The organism is Nocardia brasiliensis IFM 10847, from assembly GCF_000710915.1.
GTDB classification, from domain to species: Bacteria; Actinomycetota; Actinomycetes; order Mycobacteriales; family Mycobacteriaceae; genus Nocardia; species Nocardia brasiliensis_A.
The window spans coordinates 29,060-54,881 of sequence record NZ_BAUA01000063.1 but is presented as its reverse complement, the minus strand read 5'-3'; the positions used below and the strand labels follow the sequence as shown (position 1 = coordinate 54,881).

At 69.9% G+C, this 25,822-nt stretch carries 23 protein-coding genes; 13 read left to right on the top strand and 10 right to left on the bottom strand.

What is annotated here, in order from left to right:
- The first annotated feature begins 10 nt into the window (after positions 1-10).
- The 3 genes from NBRGI_RS13590 (at position 11) to NBRGI_RS13580 (ending at position 4,895) form a co-directional block, all read left to right on the top strand.
- Positions 11-1,750, top strand: a complete 1,740-nt coding sequence (locus NBRGI_RS13590) for a class I adenylate-forming enzyme family protein (RefSeq protein WP_051727724.1) — start codon at positions 11-13, stop codon at positions 1,748-1,750.
- 45 nt (positions 1,751-1,795) lie between these two features.
- Complete coding sequence (locus NBRGI_RS13585; protein WP_029896131.1) at positions 1,796-3,037, top strand: acetyl-CoA acetyltransferase; 1,242 nt, start codon at positions 1,796-1,798, stop codon at positions 3,035-3,037.
- Between the two features lie 256 nt (positions 3,038-3,293).
- On the top strand, positions 3,294-4,895 hold the full coding sequence (locus tag NBRGI_RS13580; protein ID WP_029896129.1) for a hypothetical protein: 1,602 nt from the start codon (positions 3,294-3,296) through the stop codon (positions 4,893-4,895).
- A 38-nt stretch (positions 4,896-4,933) separates the two neighbouring features.
- On the opposite strand, the gene NBRGI_RS13575 is transcribed toward NBRGI_RS13580, so the two are convergent.
- Entirely contained in the window at positions 4,934-5,854 is a 921-nt protein-coding gene (locus NBRGI_RS13575) for a MerR family transcriptional regulator (RefSeq protein ID WP_029896127.1), read from the bottom strand.
- A 68-nt stretch (positions 5,855-5,922) separates the two neighbouring features.
- Between NBRGI_RS13575 and NBRGI_RS13570 the strand changes: the two genes are divergently transcribed.
- Positions 5,923-6,570 carry a maleylpyruvate isomerase family mycothiol-dependent enzyme gene (locus tag NBRGI_RS13570; RefSeq protein WP_029896125.1) on the top strand — a complete coding sequence of 216 codons (648 nt, stop codon included), beginning with the start codon at positions 5,923-5,925 and terminating at the stop codon, positions 6,568-6,570.
- A 31-nt stretch (positions 6,571-6,601) separates the two neighbouring features.
- On the opposite strand, the gene NBRGI_RS13565 is transcribed toward NBRGI_RS13570, so the two are convergent.
- From NBRGI_RS13565 to NBRGI_RS13545, 5 genes are all read right to left on the bottom strand, one after another.
- Positions 6,602-7,495, bottom strand: a complete 894-nt coding sequence (locus NBRGI_RS13565; protein WP_029896123.1) for an SAM-dependent methyltransferase — start codon at positions 7,493-7,495, stop codon at positions 6,602-6,604.
- Between the two features lie 173 nt (positions 7,496-7,668).
- Positions 7,669-8,985: a lipase family protein gene (locus tag NBRGI_RS13560; protein WP_029896121.1), complete on the bottom strand. Its 1,317-nt coding sequence runs from the start codon at positions 8,983-8,985 to the stop codon at positions 7,669-7,671.
- A 234-nt stretch (positions 8,986-9,219) separates the two neighbouring features.
- Positions 9,220-10,104, bottom strand: a complete 885-nt coding sequence (locus tag NBRGI_RS13555) for a biotin-dependent carboxyltransferase family protein (protein ID WP_051727723.1) — start codon at positions 10,102-10,104, stop codon at positions 9,220-9,222.
- The gene (locus tag NBRGI_RS13550) at positions 10,101-10,757 is read right to left on the bottom strand and encodes a 5-oxoprolinase subunit B family protein (RefSeq protein ID WP_029896117.1); all 657 of its coding nucleotides are present in this window, start codon (positions 10,755-10,757) and stop codon (positions 10,101-10,103) included. Before NBRGI_RS13550 ends, NBRGI_RS13555 begins: the two co-directional genes overlap by 4 nt.
- Before the next feature lie 10 nt (positions 10,758-10,767).
- A complete protein-coding gene (locus tag NBRGI_RS13545; RefSeq protein WP_014983630.1) occupies positions 10,768-12,045 on the bottom strand; it encodes an MFS transporter in 1,278 nt (425 codons plus the stop codon).
- Positions 12,046-12,198: 153 nt separating this feature from the next.
- On the opposite strand from NBRGI_RS13545, the gene NBRGI_RS13540 reads away from it, so the two are divergent.
- Positions 12,199-12,906, top strand: coding sequence for a GntR family transcriptional regulator (locus tag NBRGI_RS13540; protein ID WP_029896114.1), 708 nt, complete (start codon positions 12,199-12,201; stop codon positions 12,904-12,906).
- A gap of 4 nt (positions 12,907-12,910) precedes the next feature.
- Here NBRGI_RS13540 and NBRGI_RS13535 read toward each other — a convergent pair whose 3' ends face one another.
- On the bottom strand, positions 12,911-14,008 hold the full coding sequence (locus NBRGI_RS13535) for a helix-turn-helix domain-containing protein (RefSeq protein WP_029896113.1): 1,098 nt from the start codon (positions 14,006-14,008) through the stop codon (positions 12,911-12,913).
- Between the two features lie 88 nt (positions 14,009-14,096).
- On the opposite strand from NBRGI_RS13535, the gene NBRGI_RS13530 reads away from it, so the two are divergent.
- Positions 14,097-15,473: an FAD-binding oxidoreductase gene (locus NBRGI_RS13530; protein WP_029896110.1), complete on the top strand. Its 1,377-nt coding sequence runs from the start codon at positions 14,097-14,099 to the stop codon at positions 15,471-15,473.
- A gap of 78 nt (positions 15,474-15,551) precedes the next feature.
- Here NBRGI_RS13530 and NBRGI_RS13525 read toward each other — a convergent pair whose 3' ends face one another.
- Genes NBRGI_RS13525 through NBRGI_RS13515 form a run of 3 tightly spaced genes read right to left on the bottom strand, consistent with a single transcriptional unit; the run spans position 15,552 to position 18,477 of the window.
- The gene (locus tag NBRGI_RS13525; RefSeq protein WP_029896109.1) at positions 15,552-16,409 is read right to left on the bottom strand and encodes a PaaX family transcriptional regulator; all 858 of its coding nucleotides are present in this window, start codon (positions 16,407-16,409) and stop codon (positions 15,552-15,554) included.
- A complete protein-coding gene (locus NBRGI_RS13520) occupies positions 16,390-17,619 on the bottom strand; it encodes a kynureninase (protein WP_029896106.1) in 1,230 nt (409 codons plus the stop codon). The genes NBRGI_RS13525 and NBRGI_RS13520 overlap by 20 nt, the downstream gene beginning before the upstream one ends.
- A 3-nt stretch (positions 17,620-17,622) precedes the next feature.
- Positions 17,623-18,477, bottom strand: a complete 855-nt coding sequence (locus tag NBRGI_RS13515) for a tryptophan 2,3-dioxygenase (RefSeq protein WP_029896105.1) — start codon at positions 18,475-18,477, stop codon at positions 17,623-17,625.
- Between the two features lie 91 nt (positions 18,478-18,568).
- On the opposite strand from NBRGI_RS13515, the gene NBRGI_RS43715 reads away from it, so the two are divergent.
- The 7 genes from NBRGI_RS43715 to NBRGI_RS47430 all read left to right on the top strand — a co-directional run bounded on the left by NBRGI_RS43715 (position 18,569) and on the right by NBRGI_RS47430 (position 25,818).
- A complete protein-coding gene (locus tag NBRGI_RS43715) occupies positions 18,569-19,648 on the top strand; it encodes an alpha/beta hydrolase family protein (protein WP_029896103.1) in 1,080 nt (359 codons plus the stop codon).
- Between the two features lie 205 nt (positions 19,649-19,853).
- Positions 19,854-20,807, top strand: coding sequence for an NAD-dependent epimerase/dehydratase family protein (locus tag NBRGI_RS13505; RefSeq protein WP_029896101.1), 954 nt, complete (start codon positions 19,854-19,856; stop codon positions 20,805-20,807).
- Positions 20,807-21,769, top strand: coding sequence for a glycosyltransferase (locus NBRGI_RS13500; RefSeq protein WP_029896099.1), 963 nt, complete (start codon positions 20,807-20,809; stop codon positions 21,767-21,769). The genes NBRGI_RS13505 and NBRGI_RS13500 overlap by 1 nt, the downstream gene beginning before the upstream one ends.
- A complete protein-coding gene (locus tag NBRGI_RS13495) occupies positions 21,766-22,971 on the top strand; it encodes an ATP-grasp domain-containing protein (RefSeq protein ID WP_029896097.1) in 1,206 nt (401 codons plus the stop codon). The genes NBRGI_RS13500 and NBRGI_RS13495 overlap by 4 nt, the downstream gene beginning before the upstream one ends.
- Positions 22,968-23,654: a hypothetical protein gene (locus NBRGI_RS13490; RefSeq protein ID WP_051727722.1), complete on the top strand. Its 687-nt coding sequence runs from the start codon at positions 22,968-22,970 to the stop codon at positions 23,652-23,654. The genes NBRGI_RS13495 and NBRGI_RS13490 overlap by 4 nt, the downstream gene beginning before the upstream one ends.
- A complete protein-coding gene (locus NBRGI_RS13485; RefSeq protein ID WP_029896093.1) occupies positions 23,654-24,874 on the top strand; it encodes a hypothetical protein in 1,221 nt (406 codons plus the stop codon). The genes NBRGI_RS13490 and NBRGI_RS13485 overlap by 1 nt, the downstream gene beginning before the upstream one ends.
- A complete protein-coding gene (locus tag NBRGI_RS47430) occupies positions 24,874-25,818 on the top strand; it encodes a hypothetical protein (RefSeq protein WP_029896091.1) in 945 nt (314 codons plus the stop codon). The genes NBRGI_RS13485 and NBRGI_RS47430 overlap by 1 nt, the downstream gene beginning before the upstream one ends.
- The last annotated feature ends 4 nt before the right edge of the window (positions 25,819-25,822 follow it).

Sequence of the window (25,822 nt, the reverse complement as noted above, 5' to 3'; positions counted from 1 at the left end):
AGGAACGCCCATGCCCGAGTCGTCCACCACCGCAACCGATACCGGCACCCGTACCGACGTGCCCACCTGTCATCGCGCGGACAAGGTCCGCGAATATCTGGCCCGGGGCTGGTGGCAGCCGGAAACACTGCCCGACCTGCTCCGGCAACGGGTCGAGGCGGCACCGGAGGCGCCGGCGATCTCCGATCCGGCCGACCTCGCGGCGCTGACCGGCGCGTCGCCGCGCACCCTCTCGTGGCGCGCCTTGGACGAGCACAGTGCCGACCTGGCAGCGGTGCTGTATCGCAACGGGATTCGGCAGGGCGACACGGTGGCGGTGCAGCTGCCGAATTCGATCGCGTTGACCGCCACCTATTTCGCGCTGTGGCGGCTCGGCGCGATCGCGACGCCGATGCCCGCTTCGTTCCGCCGCCACGAGCTGTCCGGCATCGTCGCCGCCGCCGGCGCCACCGCGGTGATCACGGCGGGGGCGTTGTCCGGTCGCGAACTTGCCGGGGACGCACTGGAAGTGGCGGACACCGTGTTCGCCTTCGGCCCCGGTGTGCCGGACGGGGCGATCCCGCTGGACGCCCCGGTGGCCGCGGCGGACCGCGAACGGCTGCGGTTCTATGTGCGCGGGCTGACGGTCTCGGTCAACGATCGGGTCACCGTCTGCTGGACCAGTGGCACCGAGGCCGCGCCGAAGGGGGTCCCGCGCTGTCACGGCGACTGGCTCGCCATGGCGTGGGGCGTGCAGGACGGGCTGTGTCTCACCCCGGAATCGGTGGTGCTCAACCCCTTTCCGATGGTCAACATGGCGGGTTTCGCGGCGTCGTTGCTGCCGTGGCTGCTCGTCGGCGGGCACCTGGTGCAGCACCAGCCGCTGAACCTGCCCGTGTTCCTCGGCCAGATCGCGCGGTACCGGGTGACCCACACCAGCATGCCGCCCGCGCTGCTGACGATGCTGCTGCACAACGAGACCTTGCGCGCGTCCGCCGATCTCAGCTCGTTGCAGCGGGTCGGCTCCGGCGGCGCGCCGTTGCCGCCGAGCGTGGTGCGCGGCTGGCAGGACGAACTCGGCATCGAGGTGCTGAATTTCTTCGGCTCCAACGAAGGCGTCTGCCTGATGGGCGCGCCCGTGGACATCCCCGATCCGCTCACTCGCGCACAGCATCTGCCGCACTACGGCGCGCCCGGGGTGCGCTGGGCCACCCGGCTCGCGCGGAGCACGAGGGTGAAACTCGTCGATGTCGGCACGGGCGCCGCGGTGACCGCGATCGGTGGCACCGGTGAATTGCGGCTGGCCGGGCCCGCGGTGTTCGGCGGCTACCTGCCCGGCACCGCGGCGAACGAGCCGTTCGACGAGGACGGATTCCTGTGCAGCGGAGACGTCTTCGAGCTGTGCGGCGTCGACGGCCGGTATCTGCGGTTCGTGGACCGGATCAAGGAGATCATCATCCGCGGCGGAATGAACATCGCACCCGCCGAGATCGAGGGCCTGCTGACCGATCATCCGGCCGTCGCCGACGTCGCGGTCGTCGGCTATCCCGACGAGGTGCTCGGTGAGAAGTGCTGCGTCTTCGTGGTTCCGGCGCCCGGCGCCACGGTCACACTGGCCGCACTGGTCGAGCATCTGCGTGAGCGTGAGGTGGCTTCGTTCAAGCTGCCCGAGCGGTTGGAGCTGATCGAGGCGCTGCCGCGTAACCCGGTCGGCAAGCTGCTGCGGCGCGAGCTGCGGGAGACGCTGCGGGGCAACGGCGTCGAGACCTGACCGGGCCCCGTCCTGCCCCGCCCCGCACCAGAGACCGGAGTACGCATGTCCACCAGCACCATTCACCTACTCGGCGGCAGCCAGACCGATTTCGCGGTCAACTGGCATCGGTCCGGCTTCGGCTTCGACGCGCTCGTCGCGGCGGTGCTCGCCCCGACCTTCGAGGCCACCGGCGTCGGGCCGGACGAGATCGAAGTGATCCATCTCGGCAATGCCTTCGGGCAGCTGTTCACCGGGCAGGGCCAGCTCGGTGCGATGCCCGCCACCGTCTGTCCCGAACTGTGGGGTGTACCGGCGAGCAGGCACGAAGCGGCGTGTGCCTCGGGCAGTATGGCGCTGCTGGCCGCAATGGCAGACCTGGCGGCGGGCCGCTACGACTGTGCGCTGGTGCTCGGCGCCGAACTGGAGAAGACCGTGCCGGGGGAGCAGGCGGCGGGCTACCTGGGGGCCGCCGCCTGGGTGGGCCACGAGGCGCAGGACGCGAAGTTCGTGTGGCCGACCATGTTTGCCGCCCTCGCCGACGAATACGACCGCCGCTACGGCCTCGACGACGCGCATCTGCGCGCGATCAGCGAACTCAACATCACCAATGCCCGCGCCAACCCGGCCGCCCAGACCAGGAACTGGACCTACTCCCGGGACAGCTTCGCCGCCGACGACACCGCGAACCCGCGGGTGGCGGGCCGGTTGCGCCGCCAGGATTGCAGCCAGATGACCGACGGGGCGGCGGCCGTCGTCGTGGTGTCGGACCGATTCCTGGCGCGGCGCACCGATTTACGGCCCGGACGCCGCGCCGTGATCAGCGGTTGGGGACACCGCACGGCCGGCCTGTCGTTGGCGGGGAAACTACGGGTCGCGGCGGACGACCCGTATGTCTTCCCGCATGTGCGCGCGACCGTCCTGGACGCGCTGGGGCGCGCCGGATTGCCTGCCATCGACACCGTGGACGGCGTCGAGGTGCACGACTGCTTCGCCATGTCGGAGTACATGGCGATCGATCATCTCGGTATCACCGGTCCCGGGGAGAGCTGGAAAGCGGTGGAAACGGGCGAAATCGGGCGAAACGGCAGGATTGCTGTCAACCCGGGTGGCGGATTGATCGGGGGTGGCCATCCGGTGGGGGCGACCGGGGTGCGTATGGTGCTCGACGCGTACAAGCAGGTGACCGGGCAGGCAGGAGACTATCAAGTGCCGGACGCGCGTCGATTCGCCACCCTCAACATCGGCGGGAGCGCCACGACCGCAGCGAGTTTCGTGGTCGAAGCCGCGACGCGCCCGAACGAGTGAGGCTTTGCCCGGCCGCGTCCGCGCGGCCCAGGAACCCCGTAGCGAACATCGGGCGTTTCGGCGCGTCGTGCCCGCGACACGGTCATCGTGAACCGTTCAGTCTGGTACGCGCACCGGCGAAAACCGTGTCGCGGCACGCCGCATTCACCCGGCAAATCGACACTTTTCGCTGGCAACGGTGCGTCGTCCGGAAATGCGATGTAGCCTTCTCCCGCGTGATCACTTGTCTGCCATCGAATCTCCTCCTGGAGCCTAAATGACCATCCAGCATCCCATCGAGGACGAGGTCACGCAGCTGGCGAAGCGGGTCGAAAAGGCTCGTGGCCGGCTGGCATACCAATTCGATCCCGCGTTGACCGAAGCGCTGTCCGAGGACGAGCTGCAGGCGGAACGCGAGCTGGCCGAGCGGATTCGCGGCCAGGATCGTGGTCAGCGCTGGAAAGAGGCTCAGGCCGCCGCGTCGGCGGCCGACCGCGCCAGGCAGACCACCGAAGCCATCGAAAAGGCCGACATGCGAGATCTCCTGATGGCCCGCAAGGCCATTGCGTCACAGCGCCGTGAGTCGAGCCCGCATGCCAAACTGGCCTCGCTGTATCGGCATCGGTCCTGGTCGCTGCGCGCCCTGGCGGGCGTCGTCGGTGCGGGGATGCTGTGGTCGGCAGTGAACGTGCAGCAGAACATCGCGCCCGGCGGGGCCGACGATCCGCTGTTCTGGTTCAGCTATCTGCTGGAGGCGATGATCAGCGTCTGCTTGATCATCATCATGATCGGCACCAACAAGGTGGCCGAATGGGGCATCGTCGACAACCGCAAGCAGGTCGTCGCCGCCGAGGTCGCGCTGCTGTCGCTGACCGTCACCTTGAACACCTACCCGTACGTGCGCGCGGAACAGTGGTACGACGCCGCCGTGCACGCCGTCGCGCCCGTGATGATCGGTGTGGCCCTGCTGATTCACGACGCGGCCAGCGCCCGCTACGGTCTCGCGATCCACCGGGCCACCGAGCAGGTCCGCGACCTGCCGGATCCGGCCGAGCAGATCCGGCGCACGCTGCCGCCGATCGCCAGCTACCGGATGGACCGGCGGACCTCGGACGTGATGGCGGCGAGCGCGATCGCCGAACTCACCGTGGAGCCGGAGCCGGATCCGCTGGCGGAGTTGGGCGCCGGACCGAGTACCGCCGTCGTCGATCCGGAGATCGATGTCGTGGTGCAGGACGACGACGCCGTCACGGAGAAGAAGCCGGCCGTGTCGGGCTCGGCGTTCCGTGGCGCGACCGCGTTCGAGGCGACCTCGACCTACGAGAAGCTTGCCGCGCTGGACAAGCTCGTCGAGGCCGACAGCGCCACCGCGTTCTCGGCCACCGCCGAGAACGGTCGCACCGCAGGCGATTCCGAGCTCCGCACGGTGCCGAACGGCACCGAGGTCGCCGCGGCTGCCCCGGCCAGGAACGGTAAGTCCGCCGAGCTGCCCGCCGCGAAGAGCAAGCCCGCCGCGGCGAGCACCGAGAAGCGCGCGGCCGAGACCAAGCCGGTCGCGGCGAGCCCGGCCGCCAAGAACGGCGCCGTCAAGCCCGCCGCACCGGAGGTGCCCCCGGCCAAGCCGGCCACCCCGGTGACCAAGCCCGTCTCCGCGGCACAGTCGGCCGGTGCGACGACGGCGGCGATCAAGCGTCAGGACACCGAAAAGTCCGGCGGGACAGCCGATGCCAAGGACGCGCTGCCGACCCCGGAGATCCACGACACCGGCCAGTTCCGCATCGCCGAGATCCTCGAGCAGGAACTCGCCGAACTGCAGGCGGCACGTCGCCGGGCCCGCACCAACCGCAAGACCTCGCCCGCCGCGGGGCGCGATCGCTGAGCGCGGCACGCCGAACCCGGATCGTCCGGCCCGCTTCGTTACTCGGTGCGCACCGAGCAGTGCAGCGCGTCGAACATCCAGTGGTGGATCGCGCCGATCGTCGCGGTGACGCCCGTGACCTGCGCGGTGAGCCGCCAGTAGCGCTGTAACCGGGGATCCGGATCCGTCGCGCCGACGAGCAGCTCCCGGCGGAATCGCGGCGTGTCCCGGCGCCCGCGGGCCGCTGCGTGCGCGGCCACGTACTGGTCGAGCACGGTTCCGGCCTGCGGCTTTTCCGCCGCGGCGACGAGCGGTGCCGCCGCTTCGCACGCCTGCGCCACCGCCGTCACCAGCTGTCGCCGATCGCCGACGTCCGCTCGGTTGGATCGCCAGATCTGGTGTGCCATCGCGGTTTTGACGTGCGCGTCGGTCGCGAGTGCGCTGAGCTCGGCGTACGCGATCACGTGTCCCGGCTCCGGTTCTCCCGGTAGCGGCGCGTGCATCTCGATGAACGAATCGAACAGGCCGCCGGGCAGGGTACCGAGGATCGGACGCCACAGCGCCACCAGCGTATCGCGCACGGTGTCCCGATCATGTACTGCCGCAAGCAGAGCCACGCGCTCGGCGCGTTCACCGGGGGATGCGTGCTCGATGGCGAGCAATGCCGCCCGGCGCCAGCGCAACGCGTCGAGCTCGGCCTCGACGGCCGCCCGTTCTACCGCGACCGCAGTGCCGAGGGACTCGGCGCCGCCGAGCACCCGCACGATCGTGGGCAGCGGTACGTCGAGCGCCCGCAGCCTGCGCACCAGCAGCAATTGATCGATCGCGGCGGGCAGGTCGAAGATCCGGTGGCCGGCCCCGGTCCGGCGGTAGTCGAGAACGCCGCTGTCGCAATAGAACCGGATGGTGCGCACGGAAACGCCGGTCCGCTCGGCCAATTCGCCGATACCGGCCACGCCGATGGATGTGTCCTCGGTCACAGCGGCTTGCACCTCCACTCGGCTGGAGTTCCTAAGGTAATGCAACCACGAGCGAGAGGGGCCTACCGATGCCACACATCAGATCCTTGACCACCGAGGAGATTTGGCGGGCGACCGCCGCCGAACGGACCGCGCTCGCGGACCTGCTGGCGGGACTCACCGAGGAGCAATGGGATCACCAGTCCCTGTGCGCGCAGTGGCGGGTCCGCGACGTGGTCGCGCACGTCGTGCAGACCACCCGCGCGCACCTCGGCTGGATCCTGGTGAACCTGGCCCGCGCCCGTGGCAACGCCGACCGGGCGCTGTGCGAGGTCGCGATTCGGCACGCAGACCGGGTCGGCACGCGCGAGTTGCTCGCGCAACTGCGCGCGAGCGTGCCCGCGCGGTTCGTCCCGATCAGCACCGTGCCCGCCGACCGGCTGCTGGACGTGCTGGTGCACGCTCAGGACGTCGCCGTGCCGCTGGGCATCGAGCACCCGATGCCCGCCGCGGCGGCGAAGGTTGCGCTGCAACGGGTCTGGGCGACGGCGGGCCGGTTCGGGATCGCCGAGCGGTTGGCGGGCGTGCAGCTGGTCGCCACCGATGCCGAATGGTCGGCGGGCGAAGGAGCGCAGGTGCACGGCACCGCGGGGGCGCTGCTGCTGCTCGCGACCGGCCGCCCCGTGGACGGGCTGCTCACCGGGCCGGGGGCCGCGGTGCTGGCCGACCGGCGGTGAACGGGCCGCCCCGGAGGCGGCCGGTGGCTGCTCAGGCGGGTTTGTGGGCACTCAGATATCGGATGCCGTCCATCATCTGACTGAACGGTTCCGGGAGCACCGGAGCGGCCCGATGGTAGAACTCGGCCAGCTGCTCGGGCCGGAGTGCGCTGGTGATCCAACCCTGTGTGGTGAGCCAGCTGTCGGCGTCGGCGCGGTCGTCGGTGTAGAAGAGGGCGCTGAAGTCGACCTTGTCGTAGACGGTGTCGCGCAGGTGCTCGGCGCGGTATGCGCTGAACTGCTGGAGATCGACCGCACTGTCGAAGGTGTCGGTCGCCAGACTGCTGCCCGGTGCGGACAGTTGATCGATGCGGCTGAACAGGGCGTCCTGCGCCGCGCCCGGCAGGTAGGGGAGCAGCCCCTCGGCCGACCAGACGGTGGGGACGGCCGGATCGAACCCTGCCGCCAGCAGCGCTGCGGGCCAATCGTCGCGGAGATCGACGGCGACTTCCCGGCGCTGCGCGCGGGGGACGGCGCCGGTCGCGGTGAGCACCTGGCGTTTGAAGTCGAGCACCTGCGGCTGGTCGATCTCGAAGACGGTCGAACCCTGCGACCAGTCCAGCCGGTAGGCGCGTGCGTCCAGGCCCGCGGCCAGGATCACCGCCTGCCGGACCCCGGCCTGTCCCGCGGACACGAACAGATCGTCGAAGAACTTGCTGCGTAAGCCGAGGTAGCCGTCCATCAGCGGCGTGTCCTGCCACCGCTGCGGGTCCCGGACCAGCGCTATCGTGGCCGGGTCACCGGCCGCCTCGACGAACCGCGCGGCGAATTCGTCGTGGATCAGGGCGTCGGGTCGTCCGGTCTCGATCGCGCGGGCGGCCGCGACCTGTAGCGCGGTCATCCCCACGCTGCTGACGATGTCCCAGGTATCACCTTCGGTACGCATCTTGCTCTCCTCGAATGACCGGTGCGACAAGCGCTTCGGACGTATCCATCCGGCGAATTCGCTTGTCGGCGTGGCAATTACATTGCTGTCCAGGGGGCCGTGCGGGAATCGAGTTCGATCATACGACTGACTGGGACGGTCGTGCTAGAGCTGTGGTACGGGAAACCGCGGGGTCAGCACGTGGTCGGGCCGGGATCGGCGCCCGCGACGACCGCGGTGAGCCAGAGCAGCGAGGGTTCGTAGCCGATGAGTTCGGCCGAAATATGTTCCGAGGCAGGGACTCTGAAGAAGCGCAGGTTGGCGCCCGCGGCGCAGTAGCGCTGCACGACCGGTTCGATCGACGGGATCGGAATGATCGGATCGGTGGTGGAATGCCACATGGCGATCGGTACATCCGGGGTGTCCCCGTAGCCGAGGCTGTCGCGATGCAGCACCGACTGCACATCCGGGTCGAGGAAGGCTTGCGGGTCCTTCAGATAGTTCTTCAGCGGCCGCCATGCTCCGGTGGCCGCCGCGGTGTAGAGACAACGGTGCGAGATGTCGTCGGCGACGGTCATGCCGTCAGGGGTGAGGAACTTTTCCAGTGGCAGTTCGTCCGGGAACTCCCTGGACAGTCCGATGATCCAGATCCAGCCGACGAAATCGGACTGCCCCGCGATGCCGGGGCCCGCGTCCATGGCGAACTGCGTCATCGCGTGCTTGTCTCCGGGCACACCACCCTGGGCACTGCCTTTGACCGGCAGTTCCGGGGCGTAGCTGCGATGCAGCTCGGCCGCCCAGGCCGTGGCGCTGCCGCCGCCGGAGTAACCCCACAGCCCCACCGGCGCGTCGGCCAGCCCGAGCCCGGCTCGGCGGACCGCACGGGCGCCGTCGAGTACCATCCGGCCTTCGCTCGGCGCGAGCGTGGTGCTGGTCTTGCCGTTGAAGTCGGGCACCGATACCGCCATGCCTTCGGCGAGGAACTGCAGCAGCAGCTGGGTTTCCTTCATCGTGCCCGCGCGCAGCGTGTGCGAGGGGTTGCATGCCGGGTCGAGGCCGTCGATCGCCTCCTGATAGGAGATGACCGGTCGCGGCGTGGGCCCGAGCCAGGGGATGCCGGGGATCAGCACGGTGGTCGCCGTGGTGATCGGCCGATCGTGGCTGTCGGTGCTGCGGTAGAGGATCTGTTCGGTGTGCACCGGCGGCCACGGCACGCCGAGCAGATAGCTCGTCACCACGCGTTTGCGGATGACATCGCCGTTCGCGTAGGCGCCGAGATCGGCGGGATCGTCGTACCACCGATCGTCGCCTGGCATGGGCACCGGGATGAGCCGATAGATATCGGTTTCCCTGGGCAGCGGCGGGAATTGGTTCTCGTCCGGCCGGTTCGGCCAGGTGGGCGCCGGATTACCGGGCGCATCCGGTGCGGCGGTCGCCGTACCGGTCACGGCGAGCGCGGCAGCGAGGGTGAGACCGACTACGAAGGTCGCGGAACGAGAGCAGGGCAGCATTGCGTCTTCCTCACGGGCATTGATGGGCACCTGAGCCTGGGCCGCGCGCGGCGGCCGCCAACCGGGACCCAGGCAGTGCCCGACCGACCGAACGAGCACTCATTCCACCCGACCTGTGATCCGGGTGTCACTACGCACTCGCTCAGTATTTGCCCACTTCGCTCTGTGCACTGTGCATATATGTAACCGTAAATGCACAGATATTGCCCGAGGGTCCCAGCACGCCGGAGAGTCTCAAGGCGCGACGAGCCGGAACCGCACCTGCTGGCCCGGCCGCAACTGGGCCAGCAGGTCCACATCGGCGCTGACGACTGTGCCGACGACCGGATAGCCGCCGGTGATCGGGTGGTCGGCGAGGAAGACGACGGGTTCGCCGCTCGGCTGTACCTGGATGGCGCCGAGCGCCATGCCCTCGGTGGGCAGTTCCTTGTCGTTGATCCGGGTCAGCGGGGGATGCTCGCCCACCCGGGTCAGGCGCACACCGACGCGATCGGCGCGGTCGGTCATCGCCCAGGCGCCGGTGCACAGCGCGCGCGGATCGGTGAACCAGTCGTCGCGCGGACCGAGTAGCACCCGGACTTCGACGGTTCCGGTATCGGGCGAAGGCACCGGTGCCACAGCGACATTCGGCCACGGGTAGGTCCGCGCCGAGCCCACCGTGAGCTCGGTCCCGCCCGCCAGTGCCGCCGGCCCGAGCCCGGCCAGCGTGTCTGTGCTGCACGAGCCGAGCACCGGTTCGGCCGCGATGCCGCCGCGCACTCCGACGTAGGCGCGCAGGCCCGCCGTGGCCATGCCGAGCTTCAGCTGCTGACCGGTCGCCAGCGCGAGCACGGCGGCGCGCGCCTGGGGTACGCCGTCCACGGTGATCGGTGCGTCGGCGCCGGTGACCGCCAGCAGGACCGGCGCGAGTGCCGTCAATTCCAGTCCGCCGAGCAGTGTTTCGATGCCCGCCGCCTGCTCGGGGTTACCGACCAGCCGATTGGCCAGCTTCAGCGCACCGCGGTCGGCCGCACCGGATACGCCGACGCCGATGGCGAACCAGCCGGGCCGGCCCAGATCCTGGATGGTGCTCAATGCCCCGGCGGCGTCGACCCGCAACGCGGCATGTCCCGCACTCACGCGGCGGCCTCCTCGGTGAAACGGACTCGGGTGCCCGGACGTAACAGGGACGGTTCGGTCCGGGTGAGGTCCCACAGGCGAAAGTCGGTGGTGCCGATGATCTGCCAGCCGCCGGGTGAGCGCCGCGGATAGACGGCGCTGTACCCGTCGGCCAATGCTACCGAGCCCGCGGGCACCGAGGTGCGGGCCTCGGCCCGCCGCGGCACCGCGAGCCCGGTGTCCGTGCTCTCCAGATAGCCGAAGCCCGGCGCGAATCCCACGAAGGCGCAACGCCATTGCGCCTTCGTGTGGGCCTCGACGACCGCGCGGGCGTCGGTGCCGAGCAGTGCCGCGACCGCGGCCAGGTCCGGTCCGTCGTAGCGGACCGGGATGATGATCGCGGCGGGCGCCGGCGCCTCGGACGTCGCTCGCTGGGGTGACTGGGCGCGCCGGAACAGTTGGCGCAGAACGTTTTCCACGGCCCGGCCGTCCGCGCTGTCGGTCATGGTGACCAGTACCGTCTGCGCCGCGGGCAGCACATCGTGCACCCCGTCGGGCAATTCGCACCGCAACAGGTCGACGAAGGCGACGAGGTCGGCGTGGTCCTCGGGGGCGACCAGCAGCGAACGGTCACCTGCGGGCAGTATCCGCAGCGGCACGGTGCTCACCGACATCCTTTCTCGTTCAAGCCAGTTCGCGGCCACGGGTCTCCGGCAGGCCGAACAGCGCCAGCACCGCGATCAGGTAGCCGAGCGCGCCGAACATCATCGCGCCGGTCAGGCCGAACGCGGTGGACGCCAGAAACCCGACGGCCGTGGGGAAGATCGCGCCGACGCCGCGCCCGAAGTTGTAGGTGAAGCCCTGTCCGGTGCCGCGCGAGGCGGTCGGATACAGCTCGGACAGGAACGACCCGAAGCTGGAGAAGATGGCCGCGGTACAGAAGCCGAGGGGGAAGCCGAGGATCAGCACCAGGGTGTTCGCCCCCTCGGGGACCTGGATGTAGGCGATCATGAAGGCCAGTGACAGCACGGCGAACAACTGGATCGTGCGCTTGCGCCCGAGCCGGTCGGCGAGGATGCCGCCGGTGACGTAGCCGAGGAACGCGCCGCCGATCAGCAGGAACAGATAACCGCCCGTACCGACGACATTCAGGTGCCTGCTCTTCTTCAGGTAGGTCGGCAGCCAGGTCGCGAGGGTGTAATAGCCGCCCTGCACGCCGGTGGCCAGCAGCGAGGCGAACAGGGTGGTCCGCAGCAGGTCGCGCCGGAAGATCGCGAAGAACGATCCGGCCTGCTTGCCCGCCGATTCGCGGCGCTGGGTCACGGCTTCGGAATCGGTCAGATTGCGCCGCACCCAGACGATCAGCAGCGCGGGCAGTGCGCCGGTCCAGAACAGCACCCGCCAGGCCAGGTCCTCGTCGACGAAGTGGAAGACCAAGGTGTAGACGAGCACCGCCAGACCCCAGCCCGCGGCCCACGCGCTCTGCACATAGGCCACCGCCCGCCCCCGGTATTTGGACTGGGCGTACTCGGCGACCAGGATCGCGCCCGCCGCCCATTCGCCGCCGAAGCCGAGACCCTGGAACGCCCGGAACACCAGCAACGTCTCGAAGTTCGGTGCGAAACCGCACAATACGGTGAACAGGGTGTAGGTCGCGACGGTCAGCTGCAGCGTCCGTACCCGCCCGATCTTGTCGGCGAGCACGCCCGCCAGCGCGCCGCCGAGCGCGGACACCAGCAACGTCACCGTGGTGAGCAGCCCGGCCTTGCCGGAGCTGATGGCGAAATACGACGTGATCGCGCCGAGTGCCAGCGGCAGCACCTGGAAGTCGTAGGCGTCCAAGCCGTATCCGCCGAACGCGCCGAGGAAGGCGCGTTTGCCTTTGGCGCTCATGGTGCGGAACCAGTCGAACGGCTGCGAGGTCCCGGCGGAGTCCGCCGGGATGTCCGTGGAAAGGGTCATGATGCCTCATAAATCTCTAGCTCGAGAGAGCGACCTACGTCACAGCACAGTACGGATCGTTGAACGATTCTGCAATCCTAAAGTTGGATCGTCGGCTGGCAGTGCGATCTGAGCTATGCTCGAACGGCAAGCCACAGGTCAGCGGAGGTTTGGATGACGACACCGGTAGATCGGCCCGATCCCGTCTACACGGCCCTTTCCGAACACAAAGGTCTGCTGACTCGGTCCAGCCGCAGCTCGCAGACCGCCGATATCGTCCGCGCGAGCATCCTGGACGGCTCGCTGCGTCCCGGGTCCCGTCTTTCCGAGCCCGATATCTGTGCGGCGCTCGGTGTTTCGCGCAATACCCTGCGCGAGGCCTTCCGCTCGCTGATCGAAGAGCGGCTGGTGACCCACGAACTCAACCGCGGCGCCTTCGTCCGGGTGCCCACCTCCGACGATGTCGCCGAGCTCTACCAGTGCCGGCGCATCGTCGAGTGCGCGGCGATCCGCGGATTCGACCGCGCGGCAACCGGATCCGACGAGCTCGCGGCCGCGCTCGCGCGCGCCGACGCCTGCGCCGCGGAACAGGATTGGACCGGGGTCGGCACCGCGGACATCGACTTCCACAAGGCGATCGCCGCGCTCAATCGCAGCAAGCGCCTCGACCAGATGATGTCGAGCGTGTGGAACGAACTCCGCTTGGTCTTCCACGTGATGGCCGATCCGCTCACCTTTCACGAGCCCTATCTGGCGCGTAATCACGAGATCCACCGCGCGCTGCTCGACGGTCGCGGTGCGGTGGCCGAACAGATGCTGGCCGACTATCTCACCGACGCCGAAACGCATATCCGGTCCGCCTACACGCGCGTCGGCGCCTGAGCGGTCAGCGCAGATACCACCCGGAGCTGCCGATCGGGATCTCCTGCTGCATGCGCGGAACATGCTGGTCGAAGAACAGTTTCGCGGTCAGCTCGGCCCGGCTGCGCACCTCGAGCTTGCCGAAGATCCGTTTGACGTGATCGTCGACGGTGTGCGCGGACAATGCGAGCAGCTTGGCGATCTCGGTCCGCGCATAGCCGCGGGCGAGCAGCCCGACCACGTCCCGCTCGCGCGGAGTGAGCCGATAGGTGTCGGCGACCAGTGCCGCGATCTCCACCGGGCGGGTGGCCTCGATGAGCACCGAGAGCTGGTCGGCGGCGCCCGGTAGCCGCTCCGCGTGCAAGGTCATCCAGCGCCCGCTCCTGGTCCGGGTCCTGGCCCGCGCCGGGCCGGGGCGAGACCAGGCTTGATGCGCCAATGTCATGACGCAGAAAGGGATGTCGCGGTCCGGGTCGACGCCGTCGTCGATCTGCGCCAGCCAGTGCGCGGCCGCCGCGGTCATGGAGACCGGGTGCAGGCCGGGCGTCAGCAGCAACAGCCCCGGCCCGGTGACCGCGTCCTCGGCGGCGATCTCGGTGAGCACCATCTCCCGGCGGATCGCGTCGGCCACCGAGGTGGTGGCCGCGCCGGCGAGTTCGGCGTCGGCTGCGGTGAAGTCCGGAACATCCGCGCCGCGAAACAGCACCAGCGCGCCCCACACGTTTCCCTTGTCGCCGAAGAGGATACGCATCTCGCGGGTCATCCCGCTCGGCACCAGGATCTCCCGGTAGTGCCTGCTGCGCTCGGGGTGTCCGTCGGTGGCCGCGCTCAAGGTCATCGCCCGGTGCGGGCCCCTGGCCAGGGTCGGCAACGCCAGTGCGTCCCGACCGCCCGCCTCGATCTGGAGCATCGCGTCCATGTACTCGAGCGGCAGCCCGTTGCGATGGCAGCCGCCGGTCGGCAGCACCGAACCGGGATCGACGGTCAGCACGCACCACGCGTCGAAGGGCACGGCCTCGCGCAGCACCGCGGTCACGGCGCGCTCCAGTTCGACCGCACCGGACACGGTCCGGCAGACGCGGTCGACGCCCGCGGTCACCCAGTCCAGGGATTTCTCCGGCATGGGTCTCAGTATCGTCCGCCGCGCGGCCGTGCCGAACCCCCGGAATCGGGGATGGTCGCGCCCGGCCCGGCTGGCGAGGCTTTCTCGCATGACCAGTTACGCCGCCGGGCTGTCCGGCTTCACCGGCGCTCTCATCCGGCCCGACGATCCGTACTATCACGCCGCGCGCCGACTCTGGAACGGTGCCATCGATCGCTACCCGGCCGTCATCGCGCGCTGCCGGAGCGCGGCCGATGTCGCGCTGGCGGTGCAGTTCGGGCGCAGGCACGAACTCGCCATAGCGGTGCGCGGCGGTGGGCACAGCTTTTCCGGGCTGTCCATGTGCGAGGGCGGGTTGGTCATCGACCTGAGTGCGATGCGCGCGGTCGAGATCGATCCGCGCGCCCGGGTCGCCCGGGTCGAGCCCGGGGTGCTCTGGCGGCAGCTGGACGCGGCGGCCGAGGCGGTCGGGCTGGCGGTGCCCGGCGGCGAGGTCTCCCACACCGGCGTCGCCGGGCTGACCCTCGGCGGCGGAATCGGCTGGCTGTCCCGTCGTTACGGTCTCAGCTGCGACAATCTGATCGCCGCTCAGCTCGTCACGGCCGACGGCGGGACCGTGGAGGTGACCGCGCACACTCACCCGGAACTGCTGTGGGGGCTGCGCGGTGGCGGCGGGAACTTCGGGGTCGTCACTCGGTTCACGATGCGGCTGCATCCGATCCCGGTGCCGATGTTCGCCGGGGCGGTGCTGTATCCGTTGGCGGCGGAACCGCTTTCGATGTTCCTGGAGGTGGCCCGGACCGCCCCGCCCGAACTCGGATTGAACGCCGCGCTGATCTGCGCGCCGCCCGCGCCGTTCGTGCCGCCGCAGTTCCACGGAAAGCCGGTAGTGGCGCTGGCAGCCTGTCACACCGGCGATTTCGCGGCCGCGCAGGCGCTGGTCCGGCCGCTGCGCACAGCGGGCACCCCGCTCGCCGATCTGTTCGGGCCGATGCCCTACACGGCGCTGCAAGCCATGGTGGACGACGCCGCCGCACCGGGACTGTGTGCCTACGGCCGTTCGGAATGGCTGGGCCCGCTGGATGATACGGCGGTGAACAGCCTGGTCGCGGCCGCCGAGCAGAGCACCTCGCCGATGTCGCAGTTGCTGGTGCGGATAGCGGGCGGCGCGATCGCGGACACGCCCGCCGAGTCCGCCGCCTTCGGCTTCCGCACCGCCACCGCGCTGCTCACCGTCGCCGCCGTCTGGCCGGAGGCGACCGACGACAGTGCGGCCCATCGCAATTGGACGCGGGCGACCTGGGCGGCGCTGCGCCCGTGGTCGGCGGGTGGCGGCTACGTCAACCATCTGGGCAACGAAGGCGAGCACCGCACCCGGGAGGCCTACGGCGAACCCGGGTGGCAGCGGCTGGTGCGGCTCAAGCGCGCCGTCGATCCGGACAACGTGTTCCATCTCAACCAGAACATCCCGCCTGAGAACCGTTGAGGCGCAATGGTCGCCGCGTTGGGTGCCAAAGCGCTGGGTGGTCCGGACAAGCTGGGTGGGCCGCCGCGGCGCGCAGGCTCAGGACACCATCGACTTGACCCAGCGCCGGCTCGGCGCCAGGCACCGGCGCTGCGCGTCGGCGAAGAGCCGGACCGCCGCCGGACCCGGCCACTGCGCGGGCAGCATCCGCTGCGGCAGGCCGGGATCGAGATAGGGGATCACGCGCCATTCGTCGAGTGCGGGCACGAACCGTTCGAAAGCGTCCCGGTCGCTGAGCTCGGCCGGATCGAGCAGGCCGCGATGCCGGGCGAGGAAGGCACGGTAGCGCGCGGCGAGTGCGGGCAGGTCCCACCACTGCGCCGCCACCGCTGTCAGTGGGCCGGGCACCGAAAGGTCCACCGCGCGAAAGGTGGTCACGTACTCGTCGAGCCCGAGCGCGCGCACGATGGCGGTGACCTCGTCGGCCAGATACTCCGGGCAGATCCACAGCCCCGGCGAGACGGTGCCGCAACCGATCGAGGTCAGCCGCCGCCGCAACTGGTGCCGGGCGGCGCGCTCGGCTTCGGGAATACCGAACGAGATCAGGTGCCACGCATCGGTATCGGCCATCTGCCGGAAGCCGAAGATACGCGGATCGCCGCGCAGGTACATCGCTTCGGCGGCCGCGGTGACGCGGTAACCGCTACGCCCGCCGCGGGATTCGGCCGCCAGCACGCCCTTGCTCTTGAGGCGGGCGACCGCCGTCCTGGTGCTCGGCTCCGGCACGCCGAGCCGGGTGAGCAGTGCGCCGAAATCGGCGATCGCGATCCAGCCGCCGAGGTCACGGACGTAGGCGCCCAGCACTGTCCGGGCGAGCGAGGTGGCGCTGCCCGGCCGCGAGTCGATGTCGTCGAGGACGGCACCGGCGGTCGCGGGATCAGCGTGTGGTGAGTTCATCGCGAATGGCCGACACTCCGGCGAGCACCTCGGCGAAGGTGGTGCTGAGCGGGCTCAGGCCGATCCGGATACCGTGCGGCGGACGGAAGTCGGGAAGGACGCCGCGCTCCCAGAGTCGTGCCGTCACCTGCTGGAAACGGGGATGATCGATCGTCACGTGGCTGCCGCGGCGGGCCGGATCTGCTGGCGAGGACACCGTTACACCCAACGGCACCAGCCACGCGTGCGCAAGGTCGAGCGCGAAATCGGTGAGTGCCAGCGATTTCGCGCGCACCGCAGGCATGCCGGCCGCCTCGATCAGGTCGAGCATGTCCTGGATCGGCAGCATGCCGACGATCGCGGGCGTCCCGCTGATCAACCGCCGGATACCGGGTGCGGGCCGGTAGCCCTGGGCCATCGCGAAGGGATCCTCGCGGCCCATCCAACCCCAGATGGGCTGGACGAAATCGGCGAGATGCGTGCTGTGGACATAGCCGAACGCCGGTGCTCCGGGGCCGCCGTTGAGGTACTTGTAGGTGCAGCCGACGGCGAAATCGATACCCCACGAGTCGAGTTCGAGCGGCACCGCGCCCACCGAGTGGCACAGGTCGAGCAGCAGCAGGGCGCCCGCGTCGTGGGCGACGGCCGCGATCGCGGGCGCGTCCAGCAGATAGCCCGACCGATAGGCGACGTGACTGAGCACGACCAGCGCGGTGTGTTCGGAAACGACCGGTGCCAGTTCGCCGGCGGTGACGCCACCGGTGAATTCCGGTTCTATCCAGCGCAATCGCAGCCCGAGATCGGCCGCGATCGATTCGAGCAGGTACCGATCGGTGGGGAAGTTGTCGCGGTCCAGCACGATCTCGGTGCGGCCGGGCCGCAGTGCGAGCGCGCCCCGGGCCAGCTTGTAGAGCAGCACGGTGGTGGAATCGCCGATGGTGGTCTGCCCGGCGGCCGCGCCCAGCACCGTCGCGCCGATCCGATCGCCGATCGTCAACGGCAGCTCGTACCACTGTTCGTCCCAGCCCCGGATGAGCCTGCCGCCCCACGCCTCGGTGACGAACTCGGCGAGGCGGTCGGCGCTCGCCCTGGTCGGCCTGCCCAGCGAGTTTCCATCGAGGTAGGCGACGATCTCGGGATCGTCGCTGCCGAGGAAGCGGCCCGGGTAGTCGCGTAGCGGGTCGGCTTCGTCGAGAGCTTCGGCGCGCGTGGCGAAGTCGTCGGTGGTCATGGCTCAGCCTCCGAGCTCGGTGCGAACGGCGAACAGTTCCGGGAAGAAGGTGAGGTCGAGCGCGCGCTGCAGGAAGCCGACGCCGCTGGAACCGCCGGTGCCGCGCTTGGTGCCGATGGTGCGCAGCACGGTGCGCATGTGCCGGAACCGCCAGAGCTGGAAGTTCTCCTCGAGATCGACCAGTTCCTCGAACGTCTCATAGATCGACCAGTGCCGCTGTGGGGCTTGGTAAATGGATTTCACCAGCGGAATGAGTTCGGGGTCGAGCACGTAGGCCAGCGTCACGTCCCGGTCCAGCGTCGAGCGCGGCACGTCCAGCCCGCTGCGCGCGACGTGCCGCCAGAACGAATCGTAGAGGCTCGGTTCGTGCAGCAGCCTGTCCAATTCTTTGTGCGCCACCGGATCTGCCTCGAAGACGCGCAGCATGGACGCGTTCTTGTTGCCGAGAATGAACTCGATCGCCCGGTACTGATAGGACTGGAAGCCCGACGAATTGCCGAGCACGCCGCGGAACTGGGCGTACTCGGTGGGCGTCAGGGTGGCCAGCACGGACCACTGCTCGGTCAGCGTCTTCTGGATATGTTTCACCCGCGCAATGCATTTGAGCGCTACGCCGGTGTCGTCGGCGTCGAACGCGGCCCGGGCCGCCCTGGTCTCGTGCAGCACCAGTTTGAGCCACAGCTCGGTGGTCTGGTGCTGGATGATGAACAGCAACTCGTCGTGATGTTCGGGCCTGCTCACCGGATGCTGCGCGCTGAGCAGGGTCGGCAGATCGAGGTATCCGCCGTAGCTCGTGCGCGAGCTGAAGTCGGTGACGATGTCGTGTTCGAGTGCCCGGGTGTTGTGCTCGACGGTCATGCGAAATCCCCACTGGTCGGGTACTACCTGGTGCCGCCAGGGTATGACATTATCGTGACGTTCGCTAGATCGATGTCATGGGAGGCGCGCGATGAGCGACCTGCGGATCGTCTTCGGGCCCGACGCGGTCACCCACTGGGCGACCGCCGCCGAACTGCTGGTCGCGGCCTGCGCCGCCTACGACGTCACGGCGGGGCCGGTGCGCGCCGCCGACCCGGCCGAGTTCGTCGCGGCCTGCCGTGCCGCCGCCTCCGACGAGGAATTCGTGGTGGTACCGGGTGCGGCCGCGCTGCCGGGGGATGTTCCACGGCGGATGATCCGGGTGGACTTCGAGCGCTGTGCCGCCGACCGGTCCGCCGGTGTGCGCACGCATATCCGCGGTCGCGGCCTGGCGGGTCTGCGGTACGCCGTAGCCGATTGGTATTTCCACCGGTGCCATCCCGCGACGATGCTGACCTACGGCACGCATCCGTATCAGCGGGTGTACCTGCGGACACCGGCGGGCCCCGGCCCGTTCCCGGTGGCCGTGCTGCTGCACGGCGGGTACTGGAAACCGTGGTGGGACAGCGACCTCATGCACGCCGTGGCGGTCGATCTCACCGCCCGCGGCTGCGCGACGTGGAACGTCGAATATCGCCGTCCGGCCGAATCGGGCTGGGCCGCAACCGTTGCCGATGTCGCCGATGCCTTCGCGGCGCTCGCGCCGGCGGCCGAGGCGAATCGGCTCGACCTCGATCGGGTTGCCGTGCTGGGCCATTCGGCAGGCGCACAGCTGGCATTGCGCCTGGCCGCCGACGCACAGGCCACCGACTTGCGCCCCGCCGCCGCGGTGAGTCTCGCGGGCGTGCTCGACCTGCGGACGGCGGATCGCCGCGAGCTCGGCGACGGTGCGGTGGCCCGCGCGCTCGGCCATCGCTACACGCCGGACTCGGCCGTTTACCGCTCGGCCGCACCGATCGAACGATTGCCGCTCGGTATACCGCAGCTGATCGTCTGCGGCCTCGACGACGAACCCGATCTGCTGGAGTTCAGCAGGAACTATACGGATCTGGCCCGTACGAAACAGGATTCGGCGGAGTTACTCGAGCTGCCGGCCGATCACTTCGCCGTGATCGATCCGGGCAGCGCGATCTGGCGGCGCACGGCGCAGTGGTTGATGCACACTCTCTGAATCCTCGGGGTGAAATCCTCGGCCCCGAAAACTATGGCTATCGGCGACCTTCCGAAGCTGCCTAGGCTGTGCCGCACATCATCTACGCGTCCTCTTTCGCGGGTGCGTGGATCCGGACAAAATCCGGACGATGCGGACACCCACGGTTATCCTGCCGGTACCACCGGCGGGTCACCGGATAGATAGCGCAAGGTGGGACAACAGAATGAAGGTCGGGGTCACGGGCGGGTCGGGATTCATCGGCTCCTATGTCTGCGAAGAACTGGTGCGGCGCGGCCACGAGCCGGTGATCTTCGACCATCGACGACGGGCGGGCGCGCAACCGTACGAGGTGATGCTCGGCGATATCCGCGACGCCACCTCGATGGCCGAACTCGCCGCGCACTGCGAAGGCATGATCCATCTCGCCGCGGTGCTCGGCACGCAGGAGACGATCAGCCGGCCCCGGCCCGCCGCGGAGACGAATCTGGTTGGCGGACTGAACTTCCTGGAGTCGGTGGCGCAGTACGATTTGCCCGGCGTGTACATCTGCGTCGGCAACCACTGGATGAACAACAGCTATTCGATCTCCAAGACCGCGGTCGAGCGGTTCGTGCACATGTTCAACGCGTATCGCGGTACCCGGGTGACGAACGTGCGGGTGGTCAACGCCTACGGCCCGCGCCAGTTGGCGGCCGCGCCGTTCGGGGCGGGCAAGGTGCGCAAGTTCACGCCGGCGGTGATCTGCCGGGCGCTGGCCGGCCAACCCGTCGAGCTCTACGGCGGCGGGGTGCAGCTGTCCGACATGGTCTGGGTGGGCGATGTTGCGCGCGTGCTGGTTTCGGCGCTGGAGTCGGCCGAGCAGGGCCTGGTGCCGGACGTCGTGCTGGAGGTCGGCCCGGCCCGCTCCCAGTCGATCCGGTCCGTCGCCGAACTGATCATCGACCAGTGCGTCGAATTCGGGTACCCGCGGGTGCCGATCGTCGGCCTGCCCATGCGGCCGGGCGAGGAGCCCGGCGCGGTCGTGCGGGCCGATCCGGCGACGCTGTCCAGCATCGGCGTCGACCCCGAATCGCTGCTGCCGCTCGATGACGGCATGCGGCGCACCATCGAATGGTTCATCGAGACCCGCGGCACACATTGGGGCGTGCCGGAGCCCTGCGAGACGGCCACGGCGTGATGGCCCCCGCCGGGTTCGGCCTCACCGTCGTGGTGCCGTGCCGCGACGAAGAGGTCAATGTCGTAGCGGCGCACGCGGCCGTCGTCGCCGAGCTCGGCCACCACGATGTCGAGCTGCTGTTCGTCGACGACGGCAGCACCGATGCCACGCTGGCGCTGGTGACCGGGCTGGCCGCGGAAAACGAACGGGTGCACTACATCTCGTTCGCGCGCAACTTCGGGTTCGAGGCGGCCTTCGCCGCGGGCTACAAGTACGCGAGCAAACCATGGATCCTGCACCTGGACGCCGATCTGCAGAGTCATCCGAGCCAGGCGCACAAGCTGATCGCGGCCGCGGCCGACGGGGTGGACGCCGTGTTCGGGGTGCGCGACGAGCGCGCCGATCCGCCGCTGCGAAGGTGGGGCTCCGCGCTGTCGGAGCTGATCGCGCGTCGCCTGCTCGGGATCGAAATGCCCCGAGGCGCTACGACATTCCGTCTGGTGCGGGCCGGTGTCGCCCGTCGGATCGTCGAACTGCGCCGTCCCGCACCGTACTTCATGGCGTCGCTGCCCGCCGTCACGAATCGCTACACCACCGTGCGAACGGCCCACCAGGCCCGGGCTGCCGGAGCGTCCAAGTTCACCGTCGCGGGGCTGGCCCGGCACGCACTGGACCTCTACATCGGGCACTCCGGCGCACCGGCAGCCGGCGCGGCACTGCTGCTGGTGGCCGTCGCGTTCGCCGCGTGCGCGGTGCTCATCCTGTTCGGCGCCGGCGTGGTGGGTGGCGGTGCGGTACTCGCCGCGCTGCTGTGCGCCGTGCTCGCGACTATGCCGACATTGGCTCTGCTGCTGCGCTATTCGGTGCTCACGGCCGGTCGTGGCGTGCGCGCGCTGTATTACATACGAGAATCCGACCTGCCCATCGACGCGGCCGACCGGCTGCAGCTGGGGCGGTCCGTGGTGGGTGGAGGTGCGTTGTGACGGGCACGGTGGTCATCCTCGGCGGTGCGGACGGTTCGACGTCCACCTATCGCCGGGCCCGCGAACTCGGCTATCGCACCGTCTGCGTCGACCGGCGCGCCGACGCCGTGGCGCGGTCGCTGGCCGACGAATTCGTGCACGTCAGCATTCGGGACCCCACCGCGATCGCCGCCGCGCTGGACGGGCGCGCCGATATCGTCGGCGTGCTGTCGCCGGCCAGTGATACCGGGCTGTCCGCGCAGCGCTGGCTGGCGCGGCACTGGGAGCTGCCGGATCCGCTTGCCGCGCAGGTCGTGCACGCCTCGCAGGACAAGTCCTACTTCCGGGCGGTGTGCCACCGGCTCGGCTTCGACAGCTACGGGTACGTCGCGGGCCGGGCCGACGCGGAGCTCGCCATGCGCGCGGCGACACTGCGGTTCCCGGTGCTGGTGAAACCGCTGGACGCGCAGAGCAGTCGCGGGATCCAGGTGTGTGCGGAGGCGTCCGAGCTCGCGGCGGCGGCGCGGGAGGCGGCCCGGTTCGCCAGCGACGGCGGCGTCATCGTGGAGGAGCAGATCGCCGGAAAACATTACAGCGCAGAGGTATTCGTCGATCATGGCCGGATCGTGTTCATCGGAGTCAGCGCCCGCACGCTCACGCCCGCACCGCATTTCGTGACCGTCGAACACCGGGTGCCCGCCGACCTCGCCGTCGAGCAGCGCTGGGAGCTGACCGACATGCTGAACGAGCTGATCACCGAACTCGGCTATCGGCGCGGCCCGTTGACCGTCGATGTGATCGTGGACAGTTTCGGCACCCTGCATCTGATCGAGATGGGCGCCCGGGTCGGCGGCAACGGGCTGGGCGAACTGTTCCGGCACGCTTACGGCGTGGATACCGTCGGGGCCTCGATCGAAGCCGCGACGGGCGGCGCGGTCGATGTGCTGCCGACCCGGTCCCGCGCCACCGTGTCCGGCGTCCTCTACACCGACCACGCCGGGGTGATCGCGCAGGTGCGCGGCGCCGACGACGCGGCCGCGGCGATCCCCGAGCTGGCGGAGCTGGTGCTGTTCGTCCGGCCGGGTCAGGAGGTGCGGCCGTATCACAACGCGGCGAACAAGCTGGGCCACTTCATCGTCGTCGCCGATCTGCCGGACCGGGCGGCCGAGGCCGCGGACGCGGTGCGGGCCAGGTTGCGGTTCGACCTGAGCGGGGCGGCATGAGTCCCGCGGTGCGCAGCACACTGCTCGGCGGCGCGGCCGTGGTCGCGGCCGGACTGGTCTGGGGGACGACCGGCCGGGAGCACGGCGTGCCGAGTGTGTGGGCGCTGCTGGCCTCGCTGCTCCCGTTCGTCTTGGCGACCGAGACGATCGCGAGCCTGCGGCCCGAGTGGTTCCGGCGCGGACGGCTGGTCGAGATCTGCGCGCTCGCGGCGTTTCTCGTCGTGTTCTGCTTTCTGGTCCCGAAGATCTTCGCCGCCGCGCTCGACGACGATTTCAGCCGGTTGTATTCGTGGATGCGGATTCTGGTGCCGCTGCTGATCCTGTGCCTGGCGCTCATGCTGCGGCTGGGCGGCACGGGCCCGGCGGTGGCCCGCAGGGTCGGCTACGTGGGCATCCTCGTCATGCTCTCCGGCATCGAGGACCTCGCGTTCCAGCTGCTGCGCGGTAAACCACTTGCCGCGCAGTGGGATTGGGCCGATCACATGACGGTGCGGCTAGGCCATGTGGCGAGCCGGAACGAGGCGCTGGCCTTCATCGTGGTGCATCTGGTCCTGGCCGCGGTGGTGCTGTTGCTGCCGGACCGGTACAGGCAACGGATCGGCGACGGTCTGCGGCGGCGCTGCGGGGGCGTGCGGCGGCGCGCCGTCGCGGTCCGGCAGCGAGCGGGCGCGCGTCACCGCTGATGGTGTCCCCGCCTGCCACGCTGCCCGCACCGGCCATCGTGCTGTCGCTGCTGGCCGGCCGCGGCGGGTTCCGGCTCGCCTATCACGGCATAGCGCTTGTGCTGCTGGCGATCTGGGGCACGGACCAGTTCGCGGTGTACGCGAGCGCGGTCGGCGCCACGGCTTGGATCGCGCTGCTCAGCTCCGGTCCGGAGAAGTCCGTGCTCAAACTGGTGCCGCGACTACGGTATACGGGCGCGGCCGTGGTGCGGACCGGGGTGCTGACCTCGGCCGTGCCGCTGGTGCTCGCCCTGCTCGCGAGCGCGGTGACCGCGGGCTCGGCATTCGTGGTCTACCCGCTGGCCGCCGCCTGGAGTGCCGGTCTCGGGCTGCTGACGGTCGTGGTGGCGGTGCATCGCGGGGCCGGGCGCCCGGAACGCGACAGCCGGGGTTTCCTGCTGCTGGCCGTGGCAATGATCGCGGCGGTGGGAGTCGGTGCGGCAGCGGGGCTTTCGCCCGCCGGTCAGCTCACCGTGCTGTTGGCGGTGACGCTGGCCGTGGTCGGCTGGTCGGCCCGCGGCCTCCCGTCGCTGACGGTGCGGCCGCGCCGGGGGACCGTCACGGCGATCGTGCGGGCGGAACTGCTGCTCGGCCTGTACGAGCCGCTGGGCAGCGCGGCCGTCGGCGTGCTGTACGCGGCCTTGGCGCTGAGTGGTCAGCGCGACAGCAGCACGACACTCTATGTGGCGCTGCTGATATCGAGCGTGGTCGGCTCGGGCACGCTGTACCTGCTGCGGATCTATCAGCCTGTGTCGTCGCTGCGGCTACGCGGTTCAGGTGCGCGCGCCGGGATCGGTCTGGCCCGTCGACTGCTCGTCATCGCCCTCGGCGCCGGCCTGCTCGCCGGCGTGCTCGCGGTCGCGCTGGCCGGGAAGGTCACGGCCGCGGTGCTTGTCGCGGTGCTGCTGGGCTTCGAGATCCCGGTGCACGCGCTGACGAGTCTGGCGCTGTTCCTGCTGGAGAACACGGGCCGTCGCGAGCTGACGGTCGCCGCCGTCGGTGCCGCAACGCAGTTCGCCGCGGTCACGCTGGGTGCGGCGGTGCTGGTGCCCGCGCACGGCCCGCCCGGCGCACTCGCCGCACTGGTCGCTTCCTATGCTGTGCTCGCGGCATCGACCTTGCCACGGCTCAGCCGAGCGTCCCGTGCGGTAGCGCGACGCCGTGGTCCCGGAAAGCGGTGATGGGTGTGCGCGTCGATGTCTTCGATCCCTTCCGCGACGCCGAGCCGCCGTGGTGGGACACGGTGCGGCGCACCGCGGGCCTGCGCGCGACCTGGTCCTGGGAGGTGCTCGCCGCGGCCGGGCCGCGGCTCGGTCTCGCGGTGGTGTTCGACGGCGTGGACGTCGTCGCGCTGGCCGCCGCGCGGTGGACCGCGGGCGTGCTGAACGTCGCCGCGCCGGGCAGCACCGGTCAGCCGGGATGGTGGGTGGCCGACGCGGCGCGGGCGCATGAGCTGTTCGGCGTGCTCGCCGCGGGCCTGCGGGCGCGCTTCCGGTACGCGGTGCTCGGCACGCTGTGGCGGGAGCTGTCGCGCGAGCAGGTGGCGACCTTCGGGGGCGTGCGCATCACCAGGGAGGTCAATCCGACCGCGATCCTGCCCGTGGCGTGGCCGGACGAAGACGGCTGGCTGGGCACGCTGTCCTCGAATCGCCGGCGCAGCCTGCGCGCCGAAGCCCGGTGGCTGGCCCGCGATCACGATCTGATCGCCGGTTTCGGGCCCGCGAGCGAGCTGGACCTCGATCAGCTGGTCGGACTGTTGCGGCGGACCGAGGAGAAGTACGACGGACTCGGCCGCGCACCGCGCATGCCCGACGAATGGCTCTACCGCGTGCTGGTGCACCCTGATGTCCACGCGGTGCACTACCACGACACCGACCGAAACCTGTTGGCCGCGTTCACCATTCTGGACCATCCCAGCTGGCCCCTGGTGCACCGCTGGGGCGCGCTCCCGGTCGACGAAGGCGGTCGCAAACACCTCTACTTCGATGCCTTCCGCCGCACGGTCGCCTGGGCGGCGGCCGTCGAAAAACAAGGCCTCGTCTGGGGCAAAGGCCTCCCCGACGTCAAAGCCCGCCTCGGCTGCCAACTGATCCCGCGCTACGCCGTAGCCCTGGCCGGTAGATAGTGCT

Coding starts and splice junctions, on each gene's coding strand:
- NBRGI_RS13590 (WP_051727724.1), top strand. CDS start 11: ATGCCCGAGTCGTCCACCACCGCAACCGATACCGGCACCCGTACCGAC.
- NBRGI_RS13585 (WP_029896131.1), top strand. CDS start 1,796: ATGTCCACCAGCACCATTCACCTACTCGGCGGCAGCCAGACCGATTTC.
- NBRGI_RS13580 (WP_029896129.1), top strand. CDS start 3,294: ATGACCATCCAGCATCCCATCGAGGACGAGGTCACGCAGCTGGCGAAG.
- NBRGI_RS13570 (WP_029896125.1), top strand. CDS start 5,923: ATGCCACACATCAGATCCTTGACCACCGAGGAGATTTGGCGGGCGACC.
- NBRGI_RS13565 (WP_029896123.1), bottom strand. CDS start 7,495: ATGCGTACCGAAGGTGATACCTGGGACATCGTCAGCAGCGTGGGGATG.
- NBRGI_RS13560 (WP_029896121.1), bottom strand. CDS start 8,985: ATGCTGCCCTGCTCTCGTTCCGCGACCTTCGTAGTCGGTCTCACCCTC.
- NBRGI_RS13550 (WP_029896117.1), bottom strand. CDS start 10,757: ATGTCGGTGAGCACCGTGCCGCTGCGGATACTGCCCGCAGGTGACCGT.
- NBRGI_RS13545 (WP_014983630.1), bottom strand. CDS start 12,045: ATGACCCTTTCCACGGACATCCCGGCGGACTCCGCCGGGACCTCGCAG.
- NBRGI_RS13540 (WP_029896114.1), top strand. CDS start 12,199: ATGACGACACCGGTAGATCGGCCCGATCCCGTCTACACGGCCCTTTCC.
- NBRGI_RS13535 (WP_029896113.1), bottom strand. CDS start 14,008: ATGCCGGAGAAATCCCTGGACTGGGTGACCGCGGGCGTCGACCGCGTC.
- NBRGI_RS13530 (WP_029896110.1), top strand. CDS start 14,097: ATGACCAGTTACGCCGCCGGGCTGTCCGGCTTCACCGGCGCTCTCATC.
- NBRGI_RS13525 (WP_029896109.1), bottom strand. CDS start 16,409: ATGAACTCACCACACGCTGATCCCGCGACCGCCGGTGCCGTCCTCGAC.
- NBRGI_RS13520 (WP_029896106.1), bottom strand. CDS start 17,619: ATGACCACCGACGACTTCGCCACGCGCGCCGAAGCTCTCGACGAAGCC.
- NBRGI_RS13515 (WP_029896105.1), bottom strand. CDS start 18,477: ATGACCGTCGAGCACAACACCCGGGCACTCGAACACGACATCGTCACC.
- NBRGI_RS43715 (WP_029896103.1), top strand. CDS start 18,569: ATGAGCGACCTGCGGATCGTCTTCGGGCCCGACGCGGTCACCCACTGG.
- NBRGI_RS13505 (WP_029896101.1), top strand. CDS start 19,854: ATGAAGGTCGGGGTCACGGGCGGGTCGGGATTCATCGGCTCCTATGTC.
- NBRGI_RS13500 (WP_029896099.1), top strand. CDS start 20,807: ATGGCCCCCGCCGGGTTCGGCCTCACCGTCGTGGTGCCGTGCCGCGAC.
- NBRGI_RS13490 (WP_051727722.1), top strand. CDS start 22,968: ATGAGTCCCGCGGTGCGCAGCACACTGCTCGGCGGCGCGGCCGTGGTC.
- NBRGI_RS13485 (WP_029896093.1), top strand. CDS start 23,654: ATGGTGTCCCCGCCTGCCACGCTGCCCGCACCGGCCATCGTGCTGTCG.
- NBRGI_RS47430 (WP_029896091.1), top strand. CDS start 24,874: ATGGGTGTGCGCGTCGATGTCTTCGATCCCTTCCGCGACGCCGAGCCG.